Raw genomic sequence first — 12,471 nt, 5'->3', positions numbered from 1 at the left:
GATCAAGCTGGAAGCCCATGAATTCCCAAGGCAACAGCACCAAGCACGCCAGCTTTTTCTTTCAGTAGTGAACGCTCGATGCGGATGTCATCAACGGGGAACAGGCGTCCCACTCGGTCTTCAACATCTTGACGAATCCGATCAAGAAGGAGTGCCCCCAGATTCGCGACACCTCCACCTATGACGATCAGTTCCGGGTGAATTGTCGTGATGATGTTGGCGACACCGATGGCAATGTCGGCTGCGGCGTTGAGGATTGCATCGCGTACGGGATCATCTTGACTTGCAACCTGTCCCATGAGCTCTACAGAAATTTCACCAGGATCGCCATTGACGAGCTCATGCAAATTGGGAGCGAGACCCATCAACATTAAGCGGACACCTTCAGCGGTCAAAGCAGTTCCACTCGCCAGTGTTTCGAGGCACCCATGGTTTCCACATCCACACAACGGACCGGTCCGGTCAATTGTTTGGTGTCCGATTTCTCCTGCTGCTCCCATAGGTCCCAGTCGCAGCTTCCCGTCAATCACAATTCCACCGCCGATGCCGGTTCCGATTGCGATGAACGCCATCGTGTCCACGGACTTTCCTCGCCCGAATGTGAGCTCGCCGAGAGTAGCAGTTCGCACATCGTTTAGCAGACGAACGGGACAATCGACAATCGCTGACAGTTTCGCAGCAGCGGGAACATCTCGCCAATGCGTCGTCATGTTCGGCAGGTATCGCGTAATGCCTTGATGGACATCCACCAGACCGGGCAATCCCATCCCGAGCGCTGTTACGGAATCTCCACCCACTTCGCTCACCAGGGCGTTAATGTGTTCTCCGATGCGGCGTAGAACATCATCCGGACCTTCATGCGAGTCTGTAGGAATCGCTCCTTCTTTGAGGAGCGTCCCGTCACTTGTTCCCAGCGCGCACTTGATCGATGTGCCGCCAACATCGACTCCTGCGTAGAGCTTAACCATAGACTTGTGTCAGTTCGTTGCGTGTCCGTTCAAGAAGTTTTTTGGTTGCTTTGATTCCTGCATACTCATCCAGGGCAGAACCTTCGTACTCGATTCCAACATAACCGCGGTATCCCGCATCGAGAACAATGTCCATCATGCGGTTGTAGTCGGTTCGAGTTTCGTTTCCATTCTCATCGAAATCATGGGACTTGGCACTCACCGCAAAGGCGTACGGCATCAACTCTTTGACCCCTTCGTAACGGTCATACCATGAATTCCCTTTAACTCTGAAGTTACCGAAGTCTGGGAGAGTTCCGCAGTGTGGATGATCGACTCGCCTCATCACTTCGGCAAGCCATGCTCCGTCCGAGGAGTATCCGCCATGGTTTTCAACGATCACTCTTAACTCATGCGTCTCTGCGTATTGAGTCAATTGATTGAGACCGTCGGCAGCCAATTCAATTTGTTCTTCGTAAGTTCCACTACTGGCTGCGTTCACTCGAATTGCATGACATCCCAGTTTCGCTGCTGCTTCGACCCACTTCTTGTGGTTTTCAACTGTTTGAGCACGTTTCTCTTTCTCTCGGGCTCCCAGTTGGCCTTCTCCATCAACCATGATTAACAGGTTTTTCACCCCATGGTCAGCAGCTCGCTTGTTCATTTCAGCGAGATACTTCGTGTCTTTGGCTTTGTCCTTGAAGAACTGATTAACGTATTCGATTGCATCGATGCCAAATTCGTCTTTGGCAATCTGGGCAAAGTCGAGGTTGTCAATCTTCTTGGCAAAGAGCGCCTTATGAAGTGACCACTGCGCGACGGAGATCTTGAAAAGTGGGCTTTTTTCAGCTGCCAACCCGAGAGTTGGCAACAATGCTGATGCCCCGATGGCGGCGGTTGTTTGTAAGAACTGACGTCGATGGAGTGTCGTTGAAGTCATGAGAATCCCAAACGAATTGAACTGATCCAAAAACCTGAAACTGGTTTCGCAAACGTTGAACCTCTCAATGATTTGAGCTCTCAAACGTAGAGATGATTCCACTTCGGAGAGGTGCAAAAGAGTTTGTGAATGTGGGCGAGCTCTTTACAATGAGCATTTACTAACGAATTGTCAAATCTTGCTGTCTCACCCGCGGGAAATTGTCAATGAGAGTCATTTGAACACTTGAAAGTGGTTGTCACTGTTGAACCGGTTTTCTATAGTGACGCAATCGCTGGGAGACGTGTTCGGTGTAGTTGCGCGCAGACTCGACACATCAAGCATGGAGGAATTTCTTAATGAATGGAAGTCTTTCCACCTCTTGGTCAGGATGTATTGTTCTTCTGGATTCCCATAATTGTAAAGCAGCAAATGCGGTTTTCACTGATTGACCAAATTACTGAACTCAAGGCAGGTGAGTCGATCACAGCTGCCAAAAACCTGACTCTGGCTGAGGAATACCTGCAGGATCACTTTCCCGGATTTCCTGTGATGCCAGGGGTTCTTATGGTGGAAGCTCTTGTGCAAACCAGTGCTTGGTTGATGCGGTATTCCGAAGACTTTCGCTACAGTACGGTTTTGTTGGACGAGGCAAAAGCTGTGAAATTCAACAGCTTCGTAAAGCCGGGTGATACGATCACTATTCATAGCAAGCTGCAAAAGAAAAACGACGATTCGACGTGGACGTTCAAAGCGAGCGGAAATGTTGGTGAAACGAACGTTATCACAGCGAAGTTGATTCTGAAGCAGTTCAATTTAGCCGACGAATATCCGAGTATTGCCTCGGGTGATGCAGTGCAAACGGAATCTATGAAAACTCTCTTCAACGTGCTTTATCCACAAGCTGAATCTGTGAAATCTTAGTTTTTAATTTCAGTTAAGATGGCACGAGACTCGAATTATCATTCGATGTTTGTGGAATTGGGAAGATAACTTACGGCGATGGGAGCCATCGCAGAACCTCAAAATATTTGAAAGACTGATATGTTAAATTTAGAGGGGCGCGTTGCTCTGGTCACAGGTGGAAGCCGAGGAATTGGCAAAAGCATCGTCGAAACACTCGCTAAAGCGGGCGCTAAAGTTGCCTTTGTCTATCGTTCCAGTAAAGAATCAGCAGACGCGATGGTCTCCGAACTCTCAGACGCTGGTCTGGAAGTGTTCGCAATTCAAGGTGATGTCGCGAGTAAAGAAGATGCAGAACGCATCGTCGAAGAGGTCGTCAATAAGTGGGAACGGCTCGACATCCTCGTGAACAACGCCGGAATCATCAAGGATGGTCTGCTCGCCATCATGGAAAAAGATGCCTGGCAAAGCGTGATCGACACAAACCTGACCGGGGTTTACAACTTCGCACAATCAGTCATGCGACAAATGATGTCCCAGCGATACGGTCGAATCGTCAGTATTTCGAGCGTAGCTGCCGAGTTTGGAAATCAGGGACAAGTCAACTATGCAGCCAGTAAAGGCGGAATTCAGGGACTGACTCGCTGCCTCGCAACAGAAGTCGGACGTCGAAACGTGACCGTGAACGCAGTTGCTCCCGGATTTATCGAGACTGACATGACAGAAGCGGTCAGAAATGCCGCTGAAGGTGAAATTAAGAAGCGAATCTCGGTTCGCCGTCTTGGTTTGCCGGAAGATATTGCCAATGCAGTCCTCTTCCTGGCCAGCGAAGAAGCCAGTTACATTACCGGGCACGTCTTAACTGTCGATGGTGGCCTGACTTTAGGTGGTTTCTAGAATTAGTCAGAAAAATGCTTCATTAAGACTGATGTTGCAAGCAATACCGGACTTGGCGAAAATTGACCCAATCAAATGCGTCGCTCTCAAAAGTTGTGTTGAGAGGAACCGGTAAAATAGCCGATTGGGAAGAAATTCCGCTTTCGGTTGAGTTCTCTCTCTTGGACTCGACAGTTGCGTAGTCGATACAAGTGTCAGAATCCTTTCAGTTTTCATACAGTTTTCATTCTTCATACAGTGATGAAGTTCGTGACGTTCCTCGCCGTCGTCATCGAATAGACATGGTTGGATTTGTCGGTGAGGAGAGATTCGGAATTGTTTCGAATCAACAGACTTGATTTACGAGAGAACATCGACGTCGATCACCTTGTGGGTAACATCGGTCATCACGTCATGACTGTCTCTCAACAACTTACTATCGGAGCTCGTGGAAATGGCTGATCAAGAAGAAATCTTCGAAAAAATTCAAGAGGTTCTGGAAGACGCACTTGGCGTCGATGACGACGAAGTGACTCCAGAGGCAACTCTCGTCGGTGACCTTGGAGCAGAGTCCATCGACTTTCTGGACATTGTTTTCCGTTTGGAAAAAGCATTCGAACTCAAGATCCCTCGTGCGGAACTTTTCCCAGAAGATCTGATGTCCGCAGATGCCGGATATGTCGAAGACGGCAAGATCAACGCTGAGGGAATCGCCGCGATGCGAACAAAACTTCCTCACGCAGACATCGACAAATTCGCGAAAGATCCAAAAGTCGAAAACGTTCAAAACCTGTATACCGTTGACATGCTTTGCAAGTTCATCGGCAGCAAACTCGACGGTTAAGCTTGTTGGTTGCAAATTGACAATCGAATCCGGTTGCACGATGTTTTGTGCAGTCGGATTTTCGTATATTCGGGGCCTGTGAAAGTTGGCTTCAATCGCTGAAGGAAAATTTAATGCGCTGGTTCTGGATCGACAAATTCATCGAATTCGAAAGTGGAAAACAGGCGAAGTCGGTGAAAAATGTTTCACTTGCTGAAGAGCACTTGCACGACCATTTCCCCGGGTTCCCGGTCATGCCTTGTTCGCTCATTATTGAAGGAATGGCCCAGACCGGAGGAATTTTGTTAGGTGAAAGCCACAAGTTCAAATACCTCGTCTTTCTTGCCAAAGTTCCAAAGTTCAAATCACATCGGCCAGTACGTCCGGGGGACCAATTAATTTATACCGCCACCCTCACTGATGCCCGCGACGAAGGGGGCATGACTTCGGTGACGGCACATTGCCAGGAAGAACTCGTGGCAGAGGCCGAAATCGTCTTTGCTCACCTGAGTCCTGAAGATGCCGGAGTTCCGGGCGGAGTCGATCAAAAGAATGTCGTCGAAATCGGGCTCGCCGGATTATTGGCTGAGACGAATCTCTCTGACTAACTTGAAGGTTCGAGTGGAGAAAGCAAAGCATCTCGCAAGACGAGGATATATGTGCTAACTTGAATGTGTCTCAACTTTGTCAAGCAGCGGTCTGAACACATGATGAATTTGCTGAACCGAAGAAACTGGCTTGCATCCACAGCATGTGGGTTTGGTTCGCTCGCATTTCACGGGCTTGCTTCCGCAGAGTCTGATTCTCAAGCTGTTGCTAGTGAGAACCCGCTGGCGGCCAGGCAACCGATGTTTCCTGCGAAGGCGAAGCGGGTCATCTTTATCTTCATGCAAGGTGGCCCCAGTCAGGTCGACAGCTTTGATTATAAGCCGATTCTGGAAAAGCATCACGGAGAGAAGTTTGAATTTCGGGATGCCAGAAAAATGGCGCGAGGGAATTCGGGCGCTCAAGAAACCTTGATGAAGTCGCAGTGGAAATTTCGTCGATACGGCGAGACGGGACACGCGGTTTCAGACCTGTTTCCACACATTGGACAGCGCGTTGATGATCTCTGTTTTGTGCATAGCATGCATACCAATGGAGTCGCACACGGACCGAGTACGCTGTTTCTGCACACAGGAGCACTCAATCTGATCCGTCCTTCAATGGGGGCGTGGATCAACTATGGCCTCGGCACCGAGAACAACAACCTTCCTGGGTTTGTGACGATATCACCATCGGCAGCCAATGGAGGACCAAGAAATTACGCGAATTCCTTTTTGCCAGCCTGCTATCAAGGAACTGCCATTGGACGAGCGGAACAGCCAAGCCACCAGGTGAAGTTCCGACACATTCAAAACCCATATTTTGAGCAGCCAGTCCAGGAGAAGCAGTTTCAACTTTTGCGAGAATTGAATGCATCGCAACTGGGGGGGCGGCAAGATTCCGAGCTTGAAGCAGTCATCTCTTCTTATGAACTCGCTTGGAGAATGCAGATGCACGCTCCGCAACTTCTCGATTTATCGGAAGAGTCCGAGTCAACGATGAAGCTGTATGGGATCGACCAAAAAGAGACAGAAGACTTCGGGCGGCAATGTTTAATGGCGCGACGCATGGCAGAGAAGGGGGTCCGTTTCGTTCAGGTGAATTACAGCGACAATGGATCGAATCCACGTTGGGATCAGCACAGCAAAATTGAACGTCACGCAATCCATGCGAAAGCAACCGATCAACCCGTTGCAGGATTATTGATCGACTTGAAAAAACGTGGCCTTCTCGAAGATACGCTCGTTTGGTGGGGCGGAGAATTCGGACGAAATCCATTCTCGCAAGGGGCCGATGGCCGCGATCACAATCCGAAAGGGTTTACGCACTTCCTGGCTGGTGGTGGAGTCAAACAGGCATTCAAGTACGGAGCGACCGATGAGTTCGGGCATGAAGCCGTCGAAAACAAAATCCACATGCACGACCTTCACGCCACAATCCTGCATCTGCTGGGGCTCGACCACGAACGGCTGACTTATCGGCACGCCGGTCGAGATTTCCGCCTGACGGATGTCGAAGGACACGTTGCACACGACCTCATCGCGTGAAGTGACCGGAAATGAAAGCTGGTCAGATGCGTGCTATAATCAGCCCCATCATCGATTCTCCCTCTTAGCCATAGACTACGAGCAAACATGACTCATCGAATTCGCTACATTATGGTCGGCGGTTTTTTAGGTGCTGGGAAGACAACCACTCTCGGTCGGTTGGCTGCTCATTACCGTGAAGAAGGATTGAATGTCGGCATCGTGACGAATGATCAGGCAACTGATCTGGTCGACACGAACACGCTTCGCAGCCAGGGGTTCGAAGTGGGTGAGGTTGCAGGGGCCTGCTTCTGTTGTAACTTCAATGAATTGATCGACACGATGGGCAACCTCTCCGCGGAGGAGCGTCCCGACATCATCCTTGCAGAACCGGTCGGTTCTTGCACCGATTTGGTCGCAACAGTCATTCAACCGATCAAACAGCTCTTTGATGCCGAATTCGAAATCGCTCCGTATCCTGTGATCCTCAAGCCCAGCCACGGAGTTCGTATTCTGAAGAATGAACAAGGGCGTGGGTTCTCCCCCAAGGCAGAGTACATTCTCAAAAAACAGCTCGAAGAAGCCGATGTCATTCTGATCAATCGGATTGATGAACTCACCCCGGAAGAAGTCGACGAAATCACATCACTTTGCAAAGAGCAATTCGAAGAGACTCCGTTGATTCGCATGTCCGCAAAAACGGGGGAAGGATTCGATGAGCTGGTGGAATTCCTGACGCAACAAGGTGAATTCGGCCATAAGATTTTAGATATCGATTACGATATTTACGCCGACGGGGAGGCCGAACTCGGCTGGCTTAACAGCAGTCTGACGCTCCGGTCCGACGAATCTTTTGATCTGGATCAAGCACTTCTAGGAGTTGTTCAACACTTGCAGTCACATCTTTTGAGCGCCGAACTCGAACCGGCTCATCTCAAAGTGATTGGTCTTTGGGAAGGATTCTTCGGAGTCGCCAACCTGATCAGCAGCCAGACACAAGCCGAACTTTCTCTCCCGTCCAAATGCAACGTTAAGCAAGCGGAAGTGATCGTCAATGCACGAGTTGCCTGCGATCCTGAATTGCTAGAAGACTTCGTGAACGAGGCCGTGAGCGCGGTCGCAAAAGAATTCAATCTCACTGCGGAGTTCCGTCAAACACAACGTTTCCGCCCAGGGCGACCAGTTCCGACGCATCGGTTCGCAACTCCGGGACGCGAATAGAGATCACAACTTCATGGAGCATTTTAATGTTTGTCATGCACGTGAAGATCACTTTTACGACTTTATAGATTGCTTGCCACGCGGCAGAACATAAAAACCAGCCCTGGATTTGCTTTAGAACGAAACGGCTTGCTTGAAAATGTCTCAGTCATTGCTGATCACGCTTTGTACATATAACGAGCGTGAGAACCTTGAAGAACTCATTCCTGAAATTTTCAAGTATGCTCCCGAAGCATCGATCCTGGTTGTCGATGATAATTCCCCGGATGGGACCGGCGAATATGTTGACTCACTCGCGGCTCAGAATCCGAAAATTCATGTGATCCATCGAGAAGGGAAACTCGGTTTAGGGACCGCGACTGTTCGCGCTTTTCAGTTCGGAATTGAAAGCAATTACGACTTGCTTCTCAATCTTGATGCGGATTTCTCACATCCTCCCCGGTTTATTCCTGCAATGGTTGAGCAGGCAGCGAATTTTGATTGTGTGATTGGGTCCAGGTATGTTGCTGGCGGAGAAATTGTTGGCTGGGGACCGAAGCGGCACTTTATGAGCCGAGGGATCAACTTTTATGCCCGGACTCTTTTGGGGTTAAAAACGAAAGACAATAGCGGCAGCTTTCGTTGTTACAGAGTGAGCAAACTGGCAGAGTTTGACTGGTCGAAGTCTCAAGCCAAGGGGTATGCGTTTCAGGAAGAAATCTTGTACCGGCTCCGCAAAGTGAATGCGACCTTTACCGAAGTTCCGATTAAATTCGAGGAACGACGATTTGGGGTCACCAAAATCAACTGGAAAGAAGCTGTCTCAGCAGGTTGGGTGATCATGAAATTACGTTTGCCGAATCAATCGACCAAGTAGTCTTTGCAGTCTTGTGAAGAGTTGGCGAATTGATTCTGCAAGAACGTCTCTCGAAGTTGTAATCGCGTTTTGCTTCATAACGCATGGTGATTCTACGCGTTAGAGCAGTTTGCTCTACCGTGTGCCCGTGAAGAACGCATTTCTCCAGTAAAAATGCTGTTCGCCACGAGGCAGAACCTGCAAACCAATTCGAAAGATGCTCTAGACGTTCTACACGGGCACAAGGGAGAGCAAACTGCTCTGAGTCGAACGAAGGTTTTGAACCTCAGTTAGGACTATGTTTCGTCCGTGGTCTCTTCAGCTTTCTTGTCGTCATTTTTCTCGCTCTTCGGGGCCTCACGTTCCCATGTTCCGTCGAGAATTTTTTCGATCGTTTGGCGAAGATTCTGCCCGGCATTTTGGCGGTAGCCGATGTGGACTTGTTCGATCGTCTTTCCCGGACTGATTACAACGGTGTGCGGAATTCCGGAGACACGGAACCGGCTCCCGATGGCACCTGATTCGTCCATCGCCACTTGCGGTGAAAGTCCTTTTTCATCCAGGAATTTTCGGACAACCTGCGGAGATTCTTGCAGATTGACAGCCACAAAAATGACTTTTTCGGGATCAAATCCCGATGTCGACTCGATGTAATCGGGCAAGGCTGCAACGCAGGGGCCGCACCAGGAAGCCCAAAAGTCCAGGACAATCACCTTTCCATCGTGATCGCTGAGCTTGAATGTTGTGCCATCCAGACCGGCGAGTTCAAAATCCTCCGCAGTCGTGCCAACAAGCTGATGGGCTGGTCCCGATCCATCACTCTCTGGAATCTCCCAATCTGGTTCGGCAGCGAACTTTGGAATCCATCGTGAATAAGAAACAATTTCAGAAACTGAAGCCGCATCGCCGAGAGTGACTTCCTGAATCGAAGCTGCCGGAATCGAGCATTCCCCCAGGCTTTGAGCGGTGCCTATGAGTTGATCGTCGACCACTTTCTGTGGGTCCATACTGAGCGAATATCCTCGACCGAAACGGAGTTGAATTTCGGGATGAGCTTCTGCGACCTGGGTGTCAGGTTTTTCTTCTTCGCCCTGCTTTGGAGGATGAAGCCAAATGACAGCAGCCACTCGCTCGCGTTCGAAACCGAAATCCTCGAGTTGAGACTCAAACCGAACCTGCTGATCGGTGATGTTCAGAAGTTTCCCACGCAGCACGTCTCCATTGGGAGCCAATAGCACATGAGTCGAAGGATTGTCTCTGCGGAATCTTGGAATGAGTAACGTTCGGTCTCGGGTCTCTTCAAGGATGAACTGCTTGGCTGAGGCGCCATCATGGTTACGGACTTCAAAGTTTTCGACAACGATTCCGCGTGTGAGTGGGTTTTTTCCGTAAGACAGGTTCCGAGTGACGGAGGTAATGTTGGCTTGGAAAACCAGACTGCGGCTTTTCAATCGGCGATTTTTCAACTCGATCGATTTCAGTTGCGTTCCATTAATCACTACGTGGATTTGACCATCCCGAACAGCCAGTGTCACTTCGGCTGTTCCTTCTGGAGAAGTGACCGTTTCAGATTTTTGGGAATCTCCCGGATTGAACCCTCTGCCTAACATACGAGCATTTTGGGCGTTCGCTTCATGTTCTTCGACCCAGATTTTGTCTCCGTTTACGTGAATCGCAACACTGGTCGCCTCTGGATCAATTTCGAGTTTTTTTCCAAAGAGCTGAACTATCAACTGTGAATACTGCTGTGACCCCCAGTTGACCTTAAACTTCACCAGGTCGCCGGTCATAATCGAGGGGTTTCCAAAGGCTCCCGACGTGCGGAACGTTATGGAAGAGTCACTCAGGTTGGGACGACCCGTGACACGTTTCCAGCCTTGATTTGTGAAGTTTGCATGTTTCACACTTCCAGCTGATGTGAGTTCCACGGCTTTAACACGGCTGGTTGGAATTTCTTTGACCTCGGAGAACGGAACCGAAAGTAATATCTTCTCTTCCATTACACTTTTGAGTGAGCAAGGAATCACATCTCCGTTGAGCAGATAGAGGACATCAGGAAATTGATCCGTATTGATGCTGAGTTCCTGCCCCTTTTTCGAACGCACAAATCGAGCTTCTCCTTTTGCGGAGAGCGCACTTGCGTTTAAACCACCGACTGGAGTCCAGCGGATTGGATCTTTTGTTTTTCCATCAACAACAAGTTCCCCGTGCAGCGACCCTCCCTCAAAGAAGAGCTGGTCGGAGTTTTGAGGAGGTTCGGCATTGTTTGGGAAGGAGATCCGCTGAATTCCCGACAACGTTGAAGCAATTGTTCCGTCGGCATACGGAGTTTGAATTTCGATTCGATCCTCATGAATCGACTTAATTTCCCCAGAAAGAAACCCTCCTTCTTTCCAGGCAACGTTCGTCGGGCTCAGCTTGAGTTCCGCAGGTGATCCGTCATTGACAATGATGTTCGAGAGGTTAGAAATTTTGATTTCACGTTTTTCGCTCTCGCTTTGGATCGTGATGACATCTGTCCCGGTCGCGAAGTTGGGAAGTGTTCCGTAGATCACTTTTCCGTCTGTCGTTTGGACACGAGATTGACCAACTTTTAACGGTTTGGGGAGTTCACCATTCCAGCGATCGACTCTCAAATAATTAAGCGTTAAGTCTCCCTCTCGATTCCAAAGCTGAATGCCGGTCGGTTGGAAGAATCCTAGTTTGTCTACGATTTCTGTGAGCTTCTCACCGGAATTGGAGTAGATCGAAAGCCGGTTGTTTGCCTGGTCTAAAAAGAGATTTAAGTGAACTCGTGTTGTTTTCGATTCGAGCGTGTCGACTTCCTGAAACTGAAATCGCGACAGGACGACCAGGACTTCCGCCCAGCTTTCAACACGAACACACGATGTCCGGTTTTGGCCGAGTGCAAAAATGAAGTGTGGCAATTTTGACGATTCGATGATGAGTTCGATCTCTGCCTTCTCCGGGAAGTCAATCTGATGATAGATTCCACGATCTGGTGAGCTTGTTGTCAGGTGGCCATTACTGAGTGCACGCCACGCATTTTGCTCATCGGAATTTTGTGGCTTTTCCCAACCTTCCAGACCACGCGGACCCAGGTAAATTAAGTCGGGGGTGTCGACTCGTTTGATGCTTTCGATTTTGTTTCTTTGCAAACTGAATTCACCGTGCCGGTTGCTATGGAACTGAATCGATTCTTCTGTCGCAGAAATCATCTTTCCAAAGAGGACGTCGCCATTCGACATCGAGATTCGAAATGGCTCCTTCAGTGGAGAGGCCTCTTGACGATCTGGAAAGCGGACTGCAGAGAGTGCGGAGATTTCGATCTTCAATGGATCCACAAAAAGCTCGGAATCCCACGTGATGGCTTCCGGATCGGCAGCGAGAATTTTTCCGGTGAGAGAATCGCCACTTCCCCAGAAGAGCGTTGTCTTCTGAATGACGGGCGTCCCCAGCGCTTCCGGGACGGGAAAAGGTATTCCGTCAGTTATCTTATCAGGCTTTTTCAGGAGTGCTTCCACCTGATTTGCGACGGCCTCAGCCGCTTCAGCCGCAGCAGCCTCGACCTTGGCAGCCTCCGCAGCGGCTTCAGGGGCAGCCTCAGCTTTGGCAGCCGTAGGAGGTTTCTCTGCGGCTGGTTTCTCTTCAGCTTGCCCCAGTCCAAAGGCGGGAAAGGCCAAGACGAGTCCAATTGCGCACAGCGATCGGAGAAGTGCAAGGAGGCGACTGGGCCTGAGCTGTTGTTGAGTCGAGAACAACAGCGAAGCTTGATCTGCACTGGCACACGGCAGAGTAAGCTTCTGTAAAGAAGCATTCATCATTGGATGGGGCCT

At 49.7% G+C, this 12,471-nt stretch carries 10 protein-coding genes; 7 read left to right on the top strand and 3 right to left on the bottom strand.

The features are described from left to right. Positions 1–2: 2 nt before the first annotated feature. Together ACN0YR_RS09485 and ACN0YR_RS09480 are read right to left on the bottom strand one after the other, a co-directional pair. Positions 3–968 (bottom strand): ROK family protein, encoded by a 966-nt coding sequence (locus ACN0YR_RS09485; protein ID WP_417848970.1) that lies wholly within the window; start codon positions 966–968, stop codon positions 3–5. Continuing rightward, positions 961–1,887, bottom strand: a complete 927-nt coding sequence (locus tag ACN0YR_RS09480) for a TIM barrel protein (RefSeq protein ID WP_417848969.1) — start codon at positions 1,885–1,887, stop codon at positions 961–963. Before ACN0YR_RS09480 ends, ACN0YR_RS09485 begins: the two co-directional genes overlap by 8 nt. A gap of 411 nt (positions 1,888–2,298) precedes the next feature. Between ACN0YR_RS09480 and ACN0YR_RS09475 the strand changes: the two genes are divergently transcribed. The 7 genes from ACN0YR_RS09475 to ACN0YR_RS09445 all read left to right on the top strand — a co-directional run bounded on the left by ACN0YR_RS09475 (position 2,299) and on the right by ACN0YR_RS09445 (position 8,656). Further along, the gene (locus tag ACN0YR_RS09475; protein WP_417848968.1) at positions 2,299–2,790 is read left to right on the top strand and encodes a 3-hydroxyacyl-ACP dehydratase FabZ family protein; all 492 of its coding nucleotides are present in this window, start codon (positions 2,299–2,301) and stop codon (positions 2,788–2,790) included. 120 nt (positions 2,791–2,910) lie between these two features. Then, positions 2,911–3,666, top strand: coding sequence for a 3-oxoacyl-[acyl-carrier-protein] reductase (gene fabG, locus ACN0YR_RS09470; RefSeq protein WP_417848967.1), 756 nt, complete (start codon positions 2,911–2,913; stop codon positions 3,664–3,666). A 433-nt stretch (positions 3,667–4,099) separates the two neighbouring features. Then, complete coding sequence (locus tag ACN0YR_RS09465; RefSeq protein WP_417848966.1) at positions 4,100–4,489, top strand: acyl carrier protein; 390 nt, start codon at positions 4,100–4,102, stop codon at positions 4,487–4,489. Positions 4,490–4,602: 113 nt separating this feature from the next. Next, the gene (locus ACN0YR_RS09460) at positions 4,603–5,076 is read left to right on the top strand and encodes a 3-hydroxyacyl-ACP dehydratase FabZ family protein (protein WP_417848965.1); all 474 of its coding nucleotides are present in this window, start codon (positions 4,603–4,605) and stop codon (positions 5,074–5,076) included. Positions 5,077–5,175: 99 nt separating this feature from the next. After that, positions 5,176–6,600 carry a DUF1501 domain-containing protein gene (locus tag ACN0YR_RS09455; protein WP_417848964.1) on the top strand — a complete coding sequence of 475 codons (1,425 nt, stop codon included), beginning with the start codon at positions 5,176–5,178 and terminating at the stop codon, positions 6,598–6,600. Positions 6,601–6,687: 87 nt separating this feature from the next. Further along, complete coding sequence (locus tag ACN0YR_RS09450) at positions 6,688–7,800, top strand: GTP-binding protein (RefSeq protein WP_417848963.1); 1,113 nt, start codon at positions 6,688–6,690, stop codon at positions 7,798–7,800. 139 nt (positions 7,801–7,939) lie between these two features. Beyond that, a complete protein-coding gene (locus ACN0YR_RS09445; RefSeq protein ID WP_417848962.1) occupies positions 7,940–8,656 on the top strand; it encodes a polyprenol monophosphomannose synthase in 717 nt (238 codons plus the stop codon). Positions 8,657–8,931: 275 nt separating this feature from the next. Here ACN0YR_RS09445 and ACN0YR_RS09440 read toward each other — a convergent pair whose 3' ends face one another. After that, positions 8,932–12,459, bottom strand: coding sequence for a TlpA family protein disulfide reductase (locus tag ACN0YR_RS09440; protein ID WP_417848961.1), 3,528 nt, complete (start codon positions 12,457–12,459; stop codon positions 8,932–8,934). Between the last annotated feature and the right edge of the window lie 12 nt (positions 12,460–12,471).

Source organism: Thalassoglobus sp. (assembly GCF_048270125.1).
Classification (GTDB): Bacteria; Planctomycetota; Planctomycetia; order Planctomycetales; family Planctomycetaceae; genus Thalassoglobus.
This window is presented reverse-complemented; position numbering and strand designations above follow the sequence as displayed.